The 17,564-nt window shown below is 74.9% G+C and carries 16 protein-coding genes and 1 pseudogene; 6 read left to right on the top strand and 11 right to left on the bottom strand.

Annotation, left to right across the window (positions count from 1 at the left end):
* Positions 1–63: 63 nt before the first annotated feature.
* Positions 64–852 carry a sporulation protein gene (locus tag AC1WTP_RS13040; protein WP_481649483.1) on the top strand — a complete coding sequence of 263 codons (789 nt, stop codon included), beginning with the start codon at positions 64–66 and terminating at the stop codon, positions 850–852.
* Between the two features lie 13 nt (positions 853–865).
* Here AC1WTP_RS13040 and AC1WTP_RS13035 read toward each other — a convergent pair whose 3' ends face one another.
* The 7 genes and pseudogenes from AC1WTP_RS13035 to AC1WTP_RS13005 form a co-directional block, all read right to left on the bottom strand.
* The gene (locus AC1WTP_RS13035) at positions 866–1,849 is read right to left on the bottom strand and encodes a helix-turn-helix domain-containing protein (RefSeq protein WP_481649482.1); all 984 of its coding nucleotides are present in this window, start codon (positions 1,847–1,849) and stop codon (positions 866–868) included.
* Between the two features lie 125 nt (positions 1,850–1,974).
* The gene (locus tag AC1WTP_RS13030) at positions 1,975–5,673 is read right to left on the bottom strand and encodes a S8 family serine peptidase (protein ID WP_481649481.1); all 3,699 of its coding nucleotides are present in this window, start codon (positions 5,671–5,673) and stop codon (positions 1,975–1,977) included.
* An 83-nt stretch (positions 5,674–5,756) separates the two neighbouring features.
* Positions 5,757–6,179, bottom strand: coding sequence for a D-aminoacyl-tRNA deacylase (gene dtd, locus AC1WTP_RS13025; protein ID WP_481649480.1), 423 nt, complete (start codon positions 6,177–6,179; stop codon positions 5,757–5,759).
* Complete coding sequence (locus AC1WTP_RS13020; protein ID WP_481649479.1) at positions 6,179–7,663, bottom strand: DUF7782 domain-containing protein; 1,485 nt, start codon at positions 7,661–7,663, stop codon at positions 6,179–6,181. The genes dtd and AC1WTP_RS13020 overlap by 1 nt, the downstream gene beginning before the upstream one ends.
* 194 nt (positions 7,664–7,857) lie before the next feature.
* Positions 7,858–8,877, bottom strand: a pseudogene (locus AC1WTP_RS13015) (ABC transporter ATP-binding protein); the annotation flags it as partial.
* Positions 8,877–10,409: an ABC transporter permease gene (locus AC1WTP_RS13010; RefSeq protein WP_481649478.1), complete on the bottom strand. Its 1,533-nt coding sequence runs from the start codon at positions 10,407–10,409 to the stop codon at positions 8,877–8,879. The pseudogene AC1WTP_RS13015 and the gene AC1WTP_RS13010, both read right to left, overlap by 1 nt.
* Before the next feature lie 65 nt (positions 10,410–10,474).
* A complete protein-coding gene (locus AC1WTP_RS13005) occupies positions 10,475–11,533 on the bottom strand; it encodes an iron ABC transporter substrate-binding protein (RefSeq protein ID WP_481649477.1) in 1,059 nt (352 codons plus the stop codon).
* Between the two features lie 150 nt (positions 11,534–11,683).
* On the opposite strand from AC1WTP_RS13005, the gene AC1WTP_RS13000 reads away from it, so the two are divergent.
* Together AC1WTP_RS13000 and AC1WTP_RS12995 are read left to right on the top strand one after the other, a co-directional pair.
* Positions 11,684–12,274, top strand: coding sequence for an HhH-GPD-type base excision DNA repair protein (locus AC1WTP_RS13000; RefSeq protein WP_481649476.1), 591 nt, complete (start codon positions 11,684–11,686; stop codon positions 12,272–12,274).
* A gap of 52 nt (positions 12,275–12,326) precedes the next feature.
* The gene (locus tag AC1WTP_RS12995) at positions 12,327–13,568 is read left to right on the top strand and encodes a low temperature requirement protein A (protein WP_481649475.1); all 1,242 of its coding nucleotides are present in this window, start codon (positions 12,327–12,329) and stop codon (positions 13,566–13,568) included.
* A gap of 10 nt (positions 13,569–13,578) precedes the next feature.
* On the opposite strand, the gene AC1WTP_RS12990 is transcribed toward AC1WTP_RS12995, so the two are convergent.
* Both AC1WTP_RS12990 and AC1WTP_RS12985 read right to left on the bottom strand, forming a co-directional pair.
* Entirely contained in the window at positions 13,579–13,890 is a 312-nt protein-coding gene (locus AC1WTP_RS12990; RefSeq protein ID WP_481649506.1) for a hypothetical protein, read from the bottom strand.
* Positions 13,880–14,191, bottom strand: a complete 312-nt coding sequence (locus tag AC1WTP_RS12985; protein ID WP_172899378.1) for a hypothetical protein — start codon at positions 14,189–14,191, stop codon at positions 13,880–13,882. Before AC1WTP_RS12985 ends, AC1WTP_RS12990 begins: the two co-directional genes overlap by 11 nt.
* Positions 14,192–14,297: 106 nt before the next feature.
* Between AC1WTP_RS12985 and AC1WTP_RS12980 the strand changes: the two genes are divergently transcribed.
* The gene (locus tag AC1WTP_RS12980) at positions 14,298–14,654 is read left to right on the top strand and encodes a DUF3099 domain-containing protein (RefSeq protein ID WP_481649474.1); all 357 of its coding nucleotides are present in this window, start codon (positions 14,298–14,300) and stop codon (positions 14,652–14,654) included.
* A gap of 87 nt (positions 14,655–14,741) precedes the next feature.
* On the opposite strand, the gene AC1WTP_RS12975 is transcribed toward AC1WTP_RS12980, so the two are convergent.
* Together AC1WTP_RS12975 and AC1WTP_RS12970 are read right to left on the bottom strand one after the other, a co-directional pair.
* A complete protein-coding gene (locus tag AC1WTP_RS12975; protein WP_481649473.1) occupies positions 14,742–15,638 on the bottom strand; it encodes a carbohydrate kinase family protein in 897 nt (298 codons plus the stop codon).
* Positions 15,635–16,564 carry a pseudouridine-5'-phosphate glycosidase gene (locus AC1WTP_RS12970; protein WP_481649472.1) on the bottom strand — a complete coding sequence of 310 codons (930 nt, stop codon included), beginning with the start codon at positions 16,562–16,564 and terminating at the stop codon, positions 15,635–15,637. Before AC1WTP_RS12970 ends, AC1WTP_RS12975 begins: the two co-directional genes overlap by 4 nt.
* Positions 16,565–16,652: 88 nt before the next feature.
* On the opposite strand from AC1WTP_RS12970, the gene AC1WTP_RS12965 reads away from it, so the two are divergent.
* Positions 16,653–16,871, top strand: a complete 219-nt coding sequence (locus AC1WTP_RS12965) for a DUF3039 domain-containing protein (RefSeq protein ID WP_481649471.1) — start codon at positions 16,653–16,655, stop codon at positions 16,869–16,871.
* Positions 16,872–16,911: 40 nt separating this feature from the next.
* The gene (locus AC1WTP_RS12960; protein WP_481649470.1) at positions 16,912–17,556 is read left to right on the top strand and encodes a trimeric intracellular cation channel family protein; all 645 of its coding nucleotides are present in this window, start codon (positions 16,912–16,914) and stop codon (positions 17,554–17,556) included.
* The last annotated feature ends 8 nt before the right edge of the window (positions 17,557–17,564 follow it).

Raw genomic sequence — 17,564 nt, 5'->3', positions numbered from 1 at the left:
TGCCAGCGGTCGGCCAGCGGGGCCGATCGCGCCGGCCGGCGCGGACAGGCAACGGAGGGCGTCGTGGTCTTCAAGCGGCTCATGCAGGCGATGGGCGTGGGTGGCCCGTCGGTGGAAACCGTGCTGGCGAACCCCAACTGCCGGCCCGGCGGCCAGTTGGAGGGCACCGTCCACGTGGCCGGCGGCGACCACCAGGTCGAGGTCAGCTACGTGGCGCTGGGCCTGGTCACCCGGGTCGAGGTGGAGAGCGGCGACAACGAGTACAACACCACCCAGGAGTTCCACCGCCAGCAGGTGACCGGCACGTTCCGGCTGGAGCCGGGGCAGCGCCACGACATCCCGTTCCGGTTCGACGTGCCCTGGGAGACCCCGGTCACCGAGCTGTACGGGCAGCACCTGCACGGGATGACGATGGGACTGCGTACCGAGCTGGAGGTGGCCCGGGCGGTCGACAAGGGCGACCTGGACGCGGTGGCGGTGCACCCGCTGCCGGCCCAGGAGCGGCTGCTGGAGGCGCTGCTGCGGCTCGGCTTCCGGTTCAGCCGCGCCGACGTGGAGCGGGGCCACATCTACGGGGTACGGCAGACCCTGCCCTTCTACCAGGAGATCGAGTTCTACCCGCCGCCGCAGTACGCCCGCGCGATCAACCAGCTGGAGGTGACCTTCGTCGCCGACCCGCGGCAGATGCAGGTGGTGCTCGAGCTGGACAAGCGCGGTGGGCTGCTCACCGAGGGCCGGGACGCGTTCGGCCGGTTCACCGTCGACTACGCCACCATGGACCGCACCGACTGGGTGGCCCAGCTGGACGGCTGGCTGCGCCAGTCGCTGCAGCGCCGGGGTCTCTTCTCCTGACCGCGCCGGCCGGTCAGGTCCAGCCGTGCCGCGCGGCGTGCCAGCCGAGCTGCATCCGGGTCTGCACGCCGGCGAGGTCCATCAGGTGGCGCAGCCGCCGTTGCAGGGTCCGCAACGACAGGTCGAGCTGGGTGGCGACGACCTGGTCGGTGAGCCCGGCCAGCAGCAGCGCCAGGATCCGGCGGTCCAGCTCGGTCGGCTCGGTGCCGCCGTCGCCGTCGGGGCGCTCGGTCACGCCACCGGCGGCGGTCACGTCGAGCGGGTGGGCGTCCCGCCAGACGATCTCGAACAGCGCGTCCATCGCCGCCAGCAGCCCGGTGCGGTGCAGCAGCACCGCACCGGGCTCGCCCCCGGGGGTGGCGGTCAGCGGCACCAGGGCGAGCTCCGTGTCGGCCAGGATCAGCTTGATCGGCAACGAGTCGACCACCCGCACCTGGACGCCGTCGCGCAGCGACTCCAGGGTCTCGGCGACCACACCCGGCTCGGCGAGCGTCGGGCGGTCGATCACCACCCGGAACCGGACGCCCTGGTTCACCGCCACCGACTCCACCGCGTTGGTGCCCGGCGGCACGGCGATGAAGGGTGTGGTGACGAAGCTGCGGACCTCGGTCCGGGCGGCGTGCTGCACCTGGGCGAACCGGTGGCGGACGGCCTCCACGCCGGTGACCACCTCGATCAGTTCGTCGATGGCGCGGCCGGCGATCGCGCCGCGGTACTCCTCGGCGAGCGTGACCAGTGCCAGTTCGGCGCTGCGCAGGGCGCTGCGCTGCTCGCTGATCAGCGCCCCGAGCGCGACCGCGGGCGGAGCCACCGAGAACCCGTCGTCCGGCCCGCACTTGACCAGCCCGGACGCGGCCAGGTGGGACAGTGCCGCGTCGACCGCCCCGACCGGCAGCCGCAGGGCGTCGGCGAGTTCGGCCGCACCGGCCTGTCCCCGGCGGACCAGCAGCCCGTAGACCGCCTCGTCGTCCGGGCTCAGACCCAACGCGCCGAGCATCGGTGGCCGCCTCCCTCCGCCGCTGACGGCACGGAGAGTATGGGTCATGTTGATCGATCTTGAACAGGGGGTGGTGCCCGGCGGGGCCCCGGGACGGTGCCGGTCCCAGGACCCCGCCGGTCCCCTCACCGCAGGCCGTACGCCCGGATGAGTTCCTGCCGGATGCCGAAGCCGGCGTCCGTCTTCGCGGCGGCCCGCACCGAGACGAAGCCGCCCGGCTGCTTCGGCAGCTTGAGCGAGCCGACCCGCCGGTCGTCTGCGCCCCGGCTCAGGGTCACCTGCCGCCAGGTGGAGCCGTCGTCGTACGAGACCTCCAGCTCGACCGAGGTGACCGTGCCGGTGCCGGTGCCGCCCGGCTGCGGTCGGGCCTTGACGCTGATCTGCTGGCTGGTGCCCGCCTTGACGTCACCCCGCAGGTCCGTCTCCAGCGCGTAGTCGAGCTGCAGCAGCGCGAACGGGACGAAGTCGTCCGCCTCGTTGGAGCTGGAGACGAAGTCCCACTCGGTGTGCGTGCGGGTGGACAGTCGCCACTCCTCCGCCGGCCGCGACGCGTCCAGCACCAGGCGGTACGGCAGGGTGCCGGCGGGCACCGCCTTCCACTGCAGGTCCGAGGAGTAGCCGTTCTGGTGCAGCAGGGTGTCGCCCTGGTACAGCTTCACGGTGGTCGGCACCGACCCCCAGTCCAGGTTGCCGCCGTGCTCCAGGATGTCGTCCGACGGGCTCCAGGCCTGCACGTTGAGGGTCATGAAGTCCCGGTACCGGCTGTTGCGGACCGCGAACGCCCGGTTGAACGCCGGCCGGACGGCCGGTGCGAACCAGTCCAGCCGCGTCCTCGTGCCCTTGGCGTACGTGTTCAGGTACGCCGTGTCGGTCCAGGAGCCCTGGTCGTGCACCTCGTGCCAGACCATGTCCGGGGTGACCCACTCGGTGCGGGTGCCCGGGTGCCACTCGCTCTCCCGGAAGCCGAACGAAGGGCTGAAGGTCATGTCGTACCGGTAGCCGGCGCCCGCGGTGTCCTGCACGGCGTGGTAGCGGGCGTCGATCCGCGCCAGGTCGTCGCGGCCCGGGTGGTAGGTGAGCGGCTGGTCCGGCACCTGTCCCGGCCAGACCCGGGTCAGGTCGTAGACGTAGCTGGCGTACGGCACCCGGGTGACGGTGAGCTTCGGCGTCCCGGCCCGCGCGGCCTCGATCAGTCGCTGCCCGGCGTCCTGGTGCACGGTGGCGACCGGGATCGGGGACTCGCCGACCCACTCGTTGAGGATGCCCGGGCCGTCGTTGACGACCAGCAGCAGCTTCGCCCCGGCGGCCGCCGCGGCCGCGGCGCGGTCCGCCGCGCCGATCGCGTCGCTGCGGGTCACCACCGCGACCCTGCCCTTCGCGTCGACGTCCGCGTACTCGGCCGGCGTGCCGGTGCCGGCGTGGACCAGGCGCAGCGTCTCGCCGCCCGCGGTGAGCGTGCTGCCCGGCTGCACGGTGGCGTCGACTGGCGGCAGGCCGGCGGCGCGCAGGCTCAGCATCGGCTCGCCCCTGCGCCACCGGGCCGCCATGGCGAACGACCCCTTGGCGACCGGCTCGGTCGGCATGACGTAGAGGTCGTCGTACCGCACCGGCAGCTGGTAGGCCTGGCGGAAGCGGTCACCGTCGGCGTACCGCATCTCGAAGTCGAGCTTGCGCTGCCGGTCCTCGGTGCGCTGCGGCGTGGTGGTGTCGAGCAGCCGGGCGCGGCTGGCGTCGAGCACCACCTCGGCCGCCCGGTCGAGCACCGTCTCCGGGTCGACCAGCAGGGCGAAGCCGAGGCGGTCCGGCCCCGCACCCGGGACGTCCAGCGCCGCCTCCACGGTGTACGTGCCCGGCGGCAGCCGCAGCGTCCGCTCGCCGTCGACCGGGTACTGCCACGGGTAGAAGTCGCCGGCCCGCTTCACCACCACGATCGAGCTGGCGGGCTCGCCGTCCCGGCCGGTCAGCTTGACGGTCAGGTCGTACCGCTCGTCCTCCTTGAGCAGGGCGAGCGCGGTCCGGGTGACCGGCGTGCCGGTGGCGGCGTCGGTGCCGACCAGGTAGCCGGTGAGCTGGCCGTGGGCGTCCGTCCGCGGGTCGCCGGTCACCGCGACGTCGGCGCTGCCGCCGGCCGGCACGGTCACCGAGGCGGCGCCGAGCGCGAACGGGCCGGCGCCGGTGAGGGTGAGGTCGAGGGTCGCCGCGGTGGCGCCGGAGTTGGTGAAGGTCACCTGCCGGGTCACCGGGGCGTCGGTCGCCTCGTGCGGCCAGTCGAAGGTGCCGAAGAACGCCGAGCCGGTGGCCCGTACGGCGTCGCGCACCGCCGCCGCCACGTCCAGCCGCCCGGTGCCCACCTGGTACGGGTGGTAGCCCTCGGCCAGGCCCTTGGCGCTGCTCATCAGCGCCTCCTTGAGCTGCGGGCCGGACCAGTCCGGGTGGCGCTGGGCGAGGATCGCCGCCGCGCCCGCCACGTGCGGGGCGGCCATCGACGTGCCGTCCATGCTCTGGTAGGCGCCCTCGCCGGTGGTGTGCTGCGAGCGGGCCGCGGCGATGCCGACGCCGGGCGCGGTGATGTCCGGCTTCAGCGCGCCGGTGCCCGCCAGGGGGCCGGTGCTGGAGAACCAGGCCAACTCGTCCTGCTTGTCCACCGCGCCGACGGTCAGCGCGCTCGCGGCGGTGCCGGGTGCGCCGATGGTCTGCGGTCCGGCGTTGCCCGACGCGACCACGAAGAGCGTGCCGTGCTGGGCGGTGAGGGTGTTCACCGCGGCCGTCATCGGGTCGGTGCCGTCGGTCAGCGACGCGTCGCCCAGGCTCATGTTGACCACGTCCGCCCCGGACTCGGCGGCCCACTGCATGCCGGCGATGATCCAGGAGTCCTGGCCGTACCCCGCGTTGTCGAGCACCTTGCCGACGATCAGGTCGGCGCCCGGCGCGACGCCCTTGCGGTCGCCGCCGGAGGCGGCGCCGGTGCCGGCGATGGTCGAGGCGACGTGGGTGCCGTGCCCGTGCACGTCCGAGACGTCCTCGCCGGGCACGAAGCTGACCGTCTCGTCGACCTGGTCGGCCAGGTCGGGGTGGCCGGCGTCGATGCCGGTGTCCAGCACCGCGACCGTCGCCCCGGTGCCGTCGTACCCGGCGGCCCACGCCACGGGGGCGCCGACCTGCGGGACGCTCTCGGTCAGGGTGGCCTTCACCCGCCCGTCGAGCCAGAGCTTCGCGACCCCGCCGCCGAGCGTCGCCCCGGACCGGGCGGCCGGCGTGGGGGCCACGGTGGACCAGAAGGCACGGGCCTGCTTCTTGTCGGCGGCCAGTGCGGCGCCGGTGATGCTGGGCAGGTCGCGGACGACCTTTGCGCCCCGCGGCGCGGCCGGGCGGCCCGCCCGTGCCTTCGCCGGGGGATAGGTCGCGATCAGGGGCAGTGACGGGGTCCGGGCGTCGTCGTAGCCCATCTCGATGAGGTCGGTGACGTTGAACAACCGCCGGTCGAGCCGGTCGCCGCCCAACAGCGGCAGCGCCTCGTCGGGCAGCACGTAGAGGTCGCCGCCGCTCTCCTGGACGCGTACGCCGCCGGTGGCGTGGTCGGGCCGGTCGACGTCGGCGGTGGCCTTGCCGTCGGCGAGGGTGGTCACCGTGACCACGTCACCGGTGATCAGCGTGACGGTGTGGGTGTCCCTGGCCGCGGTCGGGGCGGCCGGGGTCGGACCGGCCGCGGTGGCGGGCGCCTGGAGCACGGCGGCGCCGGCCGCGACCAGTCCGACCGCGGCCGCGGCGGCGACCAGCCGCCGTCTCGTCCGGCCGGGGGCGAAGGGCTGTGTGGGGGATGGCATGCGACGGTTCTACCGCCGTCGCGCGGCCCGGTGAACAGCTGACGGCGGCGGAGTCACGCCACGGCGCGACTCCGCCACCCCCGTCAGAGATCGAGCAGGATGGTGCGCGGGCCGACGTTGACGCTCTCCACCAGCATGTGCGCGCGGAACCGGCCGGTCTCGACCTTGGCGCCCCGGGTGCGCAGCGCCTCGACGACCGCGGTCACCAGCGGCTCCGCCACCTCGGCCGGGGCCGCCGCGGTCCAACTCGGACGGCGGCCCTTGCGGGCGTCGCCGTAGAGGGTGAACTGGCTGACCACCAGGATCGGCGCGCCGGTGTCGGCCGCCGACCGCTCGTCGTCCAGGATGCGCAGCTCGTGCACCTTGCGGGCCATCGTGTGCGCGGTCTCCACGGTGTCGGTGTGGGTCACCCCGAGCAGCACCAGCAGCCCGTCGGAGATATCACCGACCAGTTCACCGCCGACCGTGACACCGGCCCGGCCCACCGTCTGCACCACCGCCCGCATCAGTCGGCCACCGGCTCGACGAAGCCCCGCTCGACCAGGTGCGCCACGATCGGCCCGGCCGCCTCGGCCAGCTCGTCGACGGCGACGTCGTGCGCGGCGGCGAGCAGCGCGAGCTGGTCGCGCAGCGGCAACCGTCCGTCGGCCCCGCCGACCAGGGCCAGCACCAGGGGGTCGATCTCCTCGGTCCAGCGCAGCCCGTGCGGCATGGCGAACACCTGCCGGTCCACCGCCCAGCCCTCGTCGCCCATGGTCGCCTCCTGCCGCAGCTGGAGACCCTCGGCCGCCCGGTAGCGCGCGGCGAGCAGGCCGTCGGTGCCGCGGGCGCGCAGCCAGTCCTGCCGGTCGAACCAGTCGGCGATCCGGTCGCCCATCGGCGCCTCCACCCGCTGGCGCAGGTCCTCGACCCGGATCACCGGGTCGTCGTGCCCGCCCCGGCGCAGCGACACGATGCCGAAGCCGATCGCCTCCACCTTGTGCGCGTCGAACCAGTCCAGCCAGTCGGCCATCCGCTGCGGGTCGGCCGTCTCGGCGACGTCGGTCAGCCAGAGGCTGACGTACGCCATCGGGTCGGCCACCTCGCGCTGGACCACCCAGGCGTCCAGGCCGGTGCCGGCGAACCAGCCGGTGACCCGCTCGGCCCACTCCTCCCCGGCGACGTGCACCCAGTTCGCCAGGTACTGCATGGCGCCGCCCTCGGTGAGCAGGTGCGGCGCGGCGGCGGCCAGTTCGGCGCCGATGGCGTCGCCGACCCGGCCGGAGTCCCGGTAGACGTGCGTGGTGGTGCCCGGCCCGACCACGAACGGCGGGTTGCTCACCACCAGGTCGAACCGGCGCCCGGCGACCGGGGCGACCAGGTCGCCGCGGAGCAGTTCCCAGTCCTGCCCGTTGAGCGCGGCGGTGGTGGCGGCGAAGCGCAGGGCCCGCTCGGAAACGTCGGTGGCGGTGACCCGGCGGGCGTGGGTGGACAGGTGCAGCGCCTGCACCCCGGAGCCGGTGCCCAGGTCGAGCGCGGTCTCCACCGGCCGTCGGACGGTGGCGCCGATCAGGGTCTGGGTCGCCCCGCCGATGCCGAGCACGTGCTCGGCGTGCAACGGGCGACCGGGCCGGGCACTGGCCGGCACGTCGGCCAGCACCCACCAGTCGTCGCCGTAGGGCTCCAGGTCCAGGCCCATCCGCAGGCCGTCGCCGTGCCGCTCGACCAGGCCGCCGGCGAGCGCCTCCTCGATCGACAGTGGCGCCAGCGCGGCGGCCACCGCCGCCTCCGGCTCGGTCTGTTCGCAGATGAAGACCCGGATCAGGGTGCCGAGCGGGTCGCGGTCCTCGGTGGCCCGCAGGGCAGCCCGGAAGTCGTTGCGGGCCACCCCGCCGGTGGCCTGCGGACCCAGCCGCGCGGCGATGCCGTTGCTGGTGAACCCGGCCCGGGTGAGCGCGGTCCGCAGCGCCGTCACCCCGGCGGGGGAGAGCAGCATGTCGTGTTCGTCCACGCCGCCATCCTGCCCCCTGCCGCCGCGGCGGGCGGGGCCACCCGCGACATCCGGTGACCAACCCGGGCTCCGGGTGCTCTTCGTGGTCAACCGACGCCGACCGGCCCGGCGGACGGCTCGACCCGTACCGCCGGGCCGCCGGCCGGCGGCAGGTCGGCGTCGGCGGTCGCCGGAGTGACGCCGGCGTCGCGGGCCGGCCAGGCCCGCACCGGCCCCTGCACGCTGACCGCCACGTCGGCGCCGACCGGCACCGGCGTGGCGTCGTCGAGGATCCGGGCGGTGATCCGGGTGCCGTCGGCCAGCCGCAACCCGACCAGCGCGTCGTGCCCTTGGAAGTCGTGCCGCAGCACCGTCGCGGTGACCGCTCCCGGCGCCGGGGCCAGCCGGATCTGCTCCGGGCGGACCAGCACGGTCACCGGGCCGCCCGGCACCGCGCCGGCGATCGGGACGGTGCCCAGCGCGGTACGGGCCGCGCCGGCCTCGGCCACCGCCGGGAGCAGCACCGCGTCGCCGACGAAGCCGGCCACCCACTCGTCGGCCGGCTCCCGGTAAACGGTGGTCGGCGCTCCGGCCTGGACCACCCGCCCGGCGCGCAGCACCACCACCCGGTCGGCCACCGACAGCGCCTCGCCCTGGTCGTGGGTGACCAGCACCCCGGTCGCCCCGTCGGCGCGCAGCGCCTCGCGTACGTCGTGGCGCAGCCCTGCGCGCAGCCCCGCGTCGAGCGCGCTGAACGGCTCGTCGAGCAGCACCACCGAGGGTCGGGGCGCCAGCGCCCGGGCCACCGCCACCCGCTGCTGCTGCCCGCCGGAGAGCTGGTGCGGCATCCGGTCGCCGTACCCGGCCAGCCCGACCAGGGCGAGCGCCTCGTCGACCCGGTCGCCGCGGCGGGCCGCCCGGTCCAGGCCGTAGCCGACGTTGGCGGCCACGCTCAGGTGCGGGAAGAGCGCGCCCTCCTGCGGCACCACGGCGATCCGGCGGCGGTGCGCGGGCAGGTGCCGGCCGCTCCCGGCGACCGGGGTGCCGTCGATCCGGATCTCCCCGGCGTCGAGCCGTTCGAAGCCGGCCAGACAGCGCAGCAGGGTGGTCTTGCCGCAGCCGGACGGGCCGAGCACCGCGGTCAGCAGCCCGGCCGGCACGGTGAGGTCGACCCCGGCCAGCGCGGTGACCTGGCCGTACCGCTTGACCACGCCGGTCAGCTCGACCTCGCTCATCACCGGTCCTCCTTGTCGAGCAGGCCGCTGCGGGCGACCAGCAGCCAGGTGGGCAGCGCCGAGATGGCCACCAGCAGGGCGGCGTACGGGGCCGCCGCGGCGTACGCGCCGACCGCCGTGCTGGTCCACAGCTCGGTGGCGAGGGTGTCCGTCCCGGTGGGGCGCAGCAGCAGGGTGGCCGGCAGTTCCTTCATGCCGGTGAGGAAGACCAGCGCCGCGCCCGCGCCGATGCCGGGCAGGGTCAGTGGCAGCGTGACCGTGCGCAGCACGGCCAGCGGGCCGCGGCCCAGCGAGCGGGCCACCTCCTCCAGCCCGGGCGGCGACTGGGCGGCCGCCCCGGCCACCGCGCCGACGGCCAGTGGCAGGAAGAGCGTGGCGTAGGCCAGCGCCAGCAGCCAGCGGGTCTGGTAGAGCGGGTAGGCCACGTTGATCCCGAAGAAGATCAGCGACAGCCCGATCACCACCCCGGGCAGGGCGTGGGCCAGGTAGGCCAGCCGGTCCAGCGCGGTGGCCAGCGGGCCCGGGGCGCGCGCGGTGAGCAGCCCCAGCGGCAGCGCCAGCAGCATGGTCAGCGCGGCGCCGGCCAGCGAGATCCACAGTGAGTTGCCGGCCGCGGTGAGCACCTCGGCCGGCGCACCGGGTCGGGACACCCCGTCGGCCAGCCGCCGGGCCAGGCTCACCGCGGGCACGCCGAGGGCGAGCGCGGCGACCCCGACCAGCGCCGCCAGGGCCGGCCAGCGGGCCGCGCCGAGCCGCAGCCGGGTGGCCGGCCGGCGGGCGCCGCCGAGCCGGGCGTACCGGGCGCCGCGGCGGCGGGTGGCCGTCTCGCCGACCAGCAGCAGCACGGTCAACGCCACCAGCACGCTGGAGAGCACCAGTGCGCCGGTGCGGTCGAAGCCCAGGTCGAAGGCGACGAAGATGGCCCGGGTGAAGGTGTCGGTGCGCAGGATCGACACGGCCCCGAAGTCGGAGAGCACGTAGAGGGCGACCAGCAGCCCGCCGGCCGCGGTGGCCGGCCGGATCTGGCGCAGCGTGACCTCGGTGAAGGTCCGCCAGCCGCCGCGACCGAGCGAACGGGAGACCTCCTCCTGCGCCGGGTCCGCGCCGCGCAGCGCGGCCGCGACCGGCAGGAAGACGTACGGGTAGCAGCAGAGGGTGAGCACCAGCGCGGCCGGCCAGAACCCGGCCAGCCGCGGCGCGGAGGAGACCCAGGCGAAGGCGGCGATGTAGGTGGGTACGGCCAGCGGCAGCGCGGCCAGCACCGCGAAGGCCCGCCGGGCCGGCAGGTCCGTCCGGGTGACCAGCCAGGCGGTGCCGACGCCGAGCAGCACGCTGGCGGCGGTGACCACCGCGGCCAGCCCGAGGCTGCGCAGGGCGAGCAGGCCGACCCGGTCGGTCCACAGCTCGGCCGCGACCCGGTCCAGCCCGGCCTCGGCGGTGCGCACCGCGAGGTAGGCCAGCGGGAGCAGACCCACGGCCACCGCGGCGGTCGAGGCCGCGAGCAGCGCCGGCCGCGGCGCCAGCCGCCGCACCCGGGCAGGTACGCCGGAGCGGGCCGGCCGCGGAGGGGCCGGCCCGACGGTGGCGGACGGGCTGGTCAGGGCACCAGCCCCGAATCCTTGATCAGGGCGATGGTGGCCTCGAGCGTGTCGAGGTCGTTCAGGTCGATGTCCGGGGTGTCCAGGTCGGCCAGCGGCGGCACGCCCGCCGGCGCGGCGACGCCGGTCACCACCGGGTACTCGAAGGTCTGCTCGGCGAAGTACGCCTGCGCCTCCGGGCCGAGCAGGTAGTCGACGAACGCCTGGGTGTCCGGGTCCTGCGCGGCGCGCTTGAGCACCCCGACCCCGGCCACGTTGACCAGCGCGCCGGTGTCGCCGCCGGGGAAGAAGTGCAGCTTGGCCTTGAGCGCGTCCGGGGTGGTGCCCTGCTCCTTGGCGACCTCGCCGAGGTAGTAGTGGTTCACCAGGCCGACCGGGATCGCGCCGCTGTTCACGTCCTCGACGATCTTGATGTTGTTGTCCCGGATCTGCGGCTCGTTGGCCTTCAGCCCGGCCAGGAAGTCCTTGGCCTTCTGCTCGCCGTGCTGCACCCGGATCGCGGTGACGAACGCCTGGAAGGAGGCGTTGGTCGGAGCGAGGCCGACCTTGCCCTTCCACGTCGGGTCGGTCAGCTCGAAGACGGACTTCGGCAGCTCGGCGGCGGGCACCAGGTCGGCGTTGTACGCCAGCACCCGGGCGCGGGCGCTGACCCCGACCCACTGGCCGCTGCGGGCCCGGTACTTCTCGGGCACCTTGGCGGTGGCCGCCTCCGGCAGGGTGCTGAACATGTCCTTCTTGGCGACCGCGCCGAGCGCGCCGGCGTCCTGGGCGAAGAACGCGTCGGCCGGGGACTTGCCGCCCTCCTCGGTCAGCTGCGCGGCGAGCTGGGCGGTGGTGGCGTACCGGGTCTGCACGGTGATCCCGGTCCGCTGGGTGAACTTCTCCAGCAGCGGCTTGACCAGTTGCTCGTTGCGCCCGCTGTAGACGGTGATCTTCTTGTCGTTCGGCTTGCCGGGGTCGGCGGAACCCTCGTCGCCGGACCCGCACGCGACCAGGCCGAACCCGAGCAGGCCGGCCGCGACGAGCGTCGCGGTGGACCGGCGGACAGTGACGGACACGAGAACCCCTTCTTCCCGGCCATCGGCGGCCGACGGGGAGAAGTTAGCAGAGGCTAACCTCACTGGGAAACCGCCCGCCGATCGGATCGACCCGGCGTACCTGGCGTGTCGGGCGGCCGGGCTCACCTCGGTGCGCCCGGATGAGGAAGCATGACTGCCATGACGCTCGCGCTGCCCATCGATCCCGAGGCCAACCGGCTGCTGGCGCGCAGCCCGCTGGCCCTGCTCCTCGGCATGGTCCTCGACCAGCAGGTGCCGATGGAGAAGGCGTTCTCCTCGCCGTACGTGCTGGCCCAGCGGCTCGGGCACGAGCCGGACGCCGCGGAACTGGCCGGATACGACCCGGAGGCCCTGGTCGCCCTCTTCGCCCAGCCACCGGCGCTGCACCGGTTCCCGAAGGCGATGGCCGCCCGGGTGCAGGAGGTGTGCCGGGTGCTCGTCGACCGGTACGACGGCGACGCCGCCCGGCTCTGGGTCGACGTCGCCGACGGGCGGGAGCTGCTGCGGCGCGTCGCCGACCTGCCCGGCTTCGGCAGGCAGAAGGCGCAGATCTTCGTCGCCCTGCTGGGCAAGCGGTTCGGGGTCACACCGGAGGGCTGGCGGGAGGCCGCGGGCGGTTACGGCGACGAGGGCGCTCACCGCTCGGTCGCCGACGTAACCGACGCCGACTCGCTGCGCCAGGTGCGCGAGTACAAGCAGCAGATGAAGGCGGCCGCGAAGGCGAAGTCCGCGCAGCGCTGACGCAACCACGCCGTCGCCGCGGTCGTTGTAGGCAGGTGGCGACGGGCAACCGATGACGGACGGACGCGGCGCGCCGCTGCTGCGTCCCGAGGTCAGCGCGACCCGGGCCAGCTTCCTCGAACTCTTCTTCGACCTGGTCTTCGTCTTCGCGCTGACCCGGGTGTCGGTGCGCCTGATCGACGCCGCGGGGGCTTCCGTCGCGGAGCTGGTCGTGGAGATCGCGCGCACCGGCGTGCTCTTCCTCGCCCTCTGGCTGCTCTGGTCGATCACCACCTGGGTCACCAGCCGGTACGAGCCCGAGCGCGCGGTGATCCAGTTCGTCGTGGTGGGGTCGATGTTCGGCGCGATGGTGATGGCGGTCGCGCTGCCGGAGGCGTTCGAGGAGCGGGCCCTGCCGTTCGTGCTCGGGTACCTGGCGGTGATGATCGGCCGGCCGCTGGTCGTCGCCGCGGCACTGCGCCGCCATCCGCGCCGCACGGTGCCGTTGCGGCTCGCCGCCTGGGCGGCGGTCGGCGCCGTGCCGTGGTTGGCCGGGGCGTTCGCGCCGGAACAGCTACGCCTGCCGCTGTGGGTGCTCGCGCTGGCCGTCGACGGCACCGGGCTCCTGCTCGGCTGGCCGTTGCCCCGGATGGGCCCGGCGCGCGCGTCCGGCTGGCTGATCGCCGGCGAGCACCTGGCCGAGCGGTACCAGCAGATCTTCCTCATCTCGCTGGGGGAGACCGTCCTGGTCATCGGCGTGACCTACAGCGGTGCGGTCTTCACCGCCGACCGGGCCGGCGCCTTCACCACGGCGTTCGTCACCACGGCACTGCTCTGGCGGATCTACTTCCACCGGGCGGGTCAGCTGCTCGCCGAGGCGTTGCGGGTGGCCCGGTCGCCCGGACGGCTCGGCTCCTCCGTCGCCGCCACCCACCTGGCCATCGTCGTCGGCGTGCTGAGCACCGGCGTCGGCTACGAACTGGTGATCGCGCACCCGTACGGCCGGATCGACCCGGTCTGGCTGGTCTTCGTCGTCGGCGGCCCGGCGATCTTCCTGGCCGCCCGGGCCCGCTTCGAGTACGAGATCTTCGGCCGGGTGTCCTGGTCGCGGGCGGGCGGCGTGGCGGCACTGTTGCTGCTGGCGCCGGCGCTCACCCTGGGCCCGCCGATGGCGGCGCTGGCGACCGTCGCCGCCGTGCTGGCCGGGGTGGCGGCCGCCGACCTGTGGCGCAGCCGTGGCCGGCCGCCCGAGGCGCCCGCCTCGCCGATGCTGCTCGGCGAGGCCGGGGAAGCGGACTTCCCCGCGGCCCCGTGACGGGCCCGGCTCAGGCGGCCGTCGGGTGGGCCAGCGCGGCCAGCGCCCGGCGCACGTCGGCGAGCGAGACGGTGGTCGAGTCGTCGAGGTCGGCCAGCCCGGCCTCGATCCACTGCCGCATCAGGGTGGTGACCCCGATGCCCCGGGCGTCGGCGGCCGCCCGCACCCGCTCGTAGGTCTCCAGCGGCAGCCGGACCGAGCGGCTCACCATCGGCGTGTCGCTGTCGGGGGTGGGCAGCTCCACCGGCGGGCTCTCGTCGATCAGCTCCGCGAGCCGGTCACCGCCGCTGTGGAACTGCTTGGTCGCGTCGTTACGGTGCATCGTCACCGCCTCCTCGTCGGTGGGACCTCCGCACGGCCTCGTCGTAGCGCTTGGCCTCGACGTCGCTCAGCTCCCGGGCGGAGAGGATGTCCCAGTCGTTGTCGGTGCCGTCGGCCTCGGCGAGCAGCACGGCCAGTCGACGCCCCCGGCGGGCGGCGGCGTAGACGACCATCACGTCGTCGCCCAGGTGGCGGATGACCCGCCGGCTGCTGTGCAGCGCCTCCCAGACTTCCCCCGGCGTGACGTCGTAGACCCTCAGGTTGGCCAACGCCTCGTCGGTGAAGCTGAACCTGCTGCCCACGCGGCGAGCGTACCACGGACGTAACACGATGTTCCTTGCCACGATTCTCGCTGATCACGGGCTCGGGGTGACAGGATGGGGCGTAATCCCCTCGAGGAGGTCCGCGGTGAAGCGTCAGGCGTACCAGCCGATCCTGATCACCGACGCCTCGCGCAGCCAGGACGACCAGCTCACCAGCCGGCAGAAGCGGTACGTGCTGATGATGGGCATCCGGGTGGCCTGCGTGATCGCCGGTGCGATCCTGGTCGGCGCGCAGGCTCCGCTGCTCTGGCTCTGGCTGCCGTTGGTCGGCCTGGGCATGCTGCTCATCCCGTGGCTGGCCGTGCTGCTGGCCAACGACCGGCCGCCCAAGGAGGAGCACCGGCTGATGAGCCGGTTCCAGGCGCGGCACCGGGACGAGACGCCGCCGATGAGCCTCACCGCCGAGGAACGGCCGCACAAGGTCATCGACGCCGAGCCCTGACCGGGCCGGCCGGGTGCCACCCGGCCGTCCAGCCGCGGTCTCCCGGCCGCCCGGTCCCGGCGTCGACGTCAGGTCCCGGCCGGCCGCTCAGCCCGCGGGTCGGGCGCCGACCTGGGAGACCGCCGACGCACCGAGGTCGCCGGCCCGGGCCAGCGCCGCCGCCGGCGTGGCCCCGGCCAGCCAGGCGGAGAGCAACCCGGCGGCGAACGCGTCCCCGGCGCCGGTGACGTCCACCACCGCCACCCGGCGGGCCGGTGCCACCGCCACCGCCCCGGCCCGGTCCACCCAGACCGCGCCGGCGGCGCCCCGCTTCACCACCACCCGGCGGGCCGAGGCCGTCAGCGCCCGCCCCTGGGCCGCCGGGTCCAGCCCGCCGGCCAGCACGGTCGCCTCGTCCGCGTTGACCAGCAACAGGTCGACGTCGCGTACCCAGGCCAGGAAGGCCGCCGCGCCGACCCGCCGCAGCGGCGCCGCGGAGGCCGCGTCGACGCTGGTGGTGAGCCCGCGCTCGCGCGCGGCGGCCAGCGCGCGCAGCCCGGCCGGACGGGACGCCGGGTCCAGCAGCGGGTACCCGGACAGGTGCAGGTGCCCCGCGTCCGGCGCGGCGGCCAGCGCGGCCTCGACGTGCTCCGGGGCCAGCCGCAGGTTCGCCCCCCGCTCGGTGATCATCGTCCGCTCGTCGTCGGTGGCCAGCACGATCACCGTGCCGGTGGCCTCGTCCGGGTGCCGGGTCACCGCGCAGTCGACCCCGGCGCGCGCCAGCTCGGCCACCCGGTCGCGCCCCTGGCTGTCGTCGCCGACCGCGCCGACCAGCGTCACCGGCACGCCCTGGGCGGCGAGCCAGGCCGCGGTGTTCGCGGCCTGCCCGCCGCCGCTGAACCGGATCGCCGCCGGGGTGTCGGAACCGGTGGCCGGCGGTCCGGCCAGCACCGCCACCACGTCGGTGATCAGGTCACCGACGACGAGGACGCGGCCTGTGGTCATGCGGCAGCGCGGCGGGCGGCCGCGGCGACCGCGATCCGGGCGGCGAGGTCGGCGTTGCGCAGGATGATCCGGACGTTCACCGCCAGGCTCGCCCCCTCGGTGGCCGAGTGGAAGTGCGCCAGCAGGTACGGGGTCACCGCCTTGCCGGTCACCCCGTCGCGCTCCAACCGGGCCAGCCCCTCGGCGAGCGTGCGGTCGTGCAGGTCGGGGTCGAGCTGCTCGTCGGTGGGCAGCGGATTGGCCACGATCAGGCCGCCGCGCTGCACCCCGTGCTGCTCGCGGGCGGCGAGCACGTCCGCCACCCGCTCCGGGCTCTCCACCGACCAGTCCAGGTCGAAGCCGCCGTCGGTGACGAAGAAGCCGGGGAACCGCCGGGTGCGGTAGCCGACCACGCCGACCCCGAGGGTCTCCAGCCGCTCCAGGGTGGCGCCCACGTCGAGGATCGACTTGACCCCGGCGCAGACCACCGCGATCGGGGTCCGGGCCAGGGTGACCAGGTCGGCCGACTCGTCGAAGGTCTGGGCCGCCTCCCGGTGCACCCCGCCGAGGCCGCCGGTGGCGAACACGCCGATCCCGGCCGCGGCGGCGACGGCGCTGGTCGCCGCCACGGTGGTGGCGCCGTCCGCGCCGGTGGCGGCGGCCACCGCCAGATCGCGTACGGAGAGCTTGGTCACGCCGTCGGCGGTGGCGAGCCGGGTCAGCTCGGCGTCGTCGAGGCCCACCACGAGGCGGCCGCCGACCATGCCGATGGTGGCCGGCACCGCCCCGGCGTCCCGGACCGCCTGCTCGATCTGCCGGGCCACCCGCAGGTTCTCCGGGCGGGGCAGCCCGTGCGAGACGATGGTGCTCTCCAGGGCGACGACGGGACGGCCGTCGCGCAGCGCGTCGGCCACCTCGGTGCCGTAACGGATGTGGAAGTTGGTCACGGCGGCCACGGTACGGGCTCCGGCCGGGCCGGGCTGAACTGGACCGGGCCGCGGTGACCTGCCAGACTTGACGGTTGGAGGTGGAAAAGTGAGCACACAGGTTCTCGAGCGTCCGGAGCTGAAGGACGCCGACACCGGTCCCGAGATGTTCCACTACGTCCGGAAGGACAAGATCGCCGAAAGCGCCGTCATGGGCACTTTCGTCGTGGCGCTCTGCGGGGAGACCTTCCCGGTGACGAAGGCGGCCAAGCCGGGTTCGCCGGTCTGCCCGAAGTGCAAGGAGATCTACGACGCCTGGGGCGAGTGATCCAGGGCGGCCCGCCCGGCCGCCCACGTAACCTGCGGCGGTGACCACCTCCACCGCGCTGCTCTTCGCCGATCTGACCGGGGTGGCCGTCTTCGCCGCCTCCGGGGCCTCCGCGGCGGTGGCCAAACGGCTCGACCTCTTCGGCGTGGTCTTCGTCGGCTTCGTCGCCGCGCTCGGCGGCGGCATCTTCCGCGACCTGGTCATCGACGAGGTCCCGCCGCTGGCCTTCGCCGACTGGCGCTACGCGGTCACCGCGGCGGTCACCGCCGCCGCCGTGTTCTGGCTGCATCCCCAGCTCGCCCGGCTGCGGACCACCGTGCTGGTGCTGGACGCCGCCGGCCTCGGTCTGTTCACCGTCACCGGCACGCTGAAGGCGCTCGACGCCCAGGTGCCCGCGGTCGGCGCCTGTGTGATCGGCATGCTCACCGCGATCGGTGGTGGCCTCGGTCGGGACCTGCTCACCGCCGAGATCCCGGTGGTGCTGCGGCGGGAGATCTACGCGGTCGCCGCGTTCGTCGGCTCGGTCGTGGTGGCGGTCCTGTCCGGCCTGGGTTACACCGGCCCCGTCCCGCTGACCGCGGCGGCGTTGCTGGTGTTCGGGATCCGCCTGGTGGCGCTGCGCCGGCGCTGGTCGGCCCCGGTGGCGACGCTGCGGCCGCCGCGTACCGGCGGCCCGGGTCTCTGACGTCGCCC

This window comes from Micromonospora sp. R311 (assembly GCF_056780015.1).
This window is presented reverse-complemented; position numbering and strand designations above follow the sequence as displayed.

Coding starts and splice junctions, on each gene's coding strand:
- AC1WTP_RS13035 (WP_481649482.1), bottom strand. CDS start 1,849: ATGCTCGGCGCGTTGGGTCTGAGCCCGGACGACGAGGCGGTCTACGGG.
- AC1WTP_RS13030 (WP_481649481.1), bottom strand. CDS start 5,673: ATGCCATCCCCCACACAGCCCTTCGCCCCCGGCCGGACGAGACGGCGG.
- dtd (WP_481649480.1), bottom strand. CDS start 6,179: ATGCGGGCGGTGGTGCAGACGGTGGGCCGGGCCGGTGTCACGGTCGGC.
- AC1WTP_RS13000 (WP_481649476.1), top strand. CDS start 11,684: ATGACTGCCATGACGCTCGCGCTGCCCATCGATCCCGAGGCCAACCGG.
- AC1WTP_RS12995 (WP_481649475.1), top strand. CDS start 12,327: ATGACGGACGGACGCGGCGCGCCGCTGCTGCGTCCCGAGGTCAGCGCG.
- AC1WTP_RS12990 (WP_481649506.1), bottom strand. CDS start 13,890: ATGCACCGTAACGACGCGACCAAGCAGTTCCACAGCGGCGGTGACCGG.
- AC1WTP_RS12975 (WP_481649473.1), bottom strand. CDS start 15,638: ATGACCACAGGCCGCGTCCTCGTCGTCGGTGACCTGATCACCGACGTG.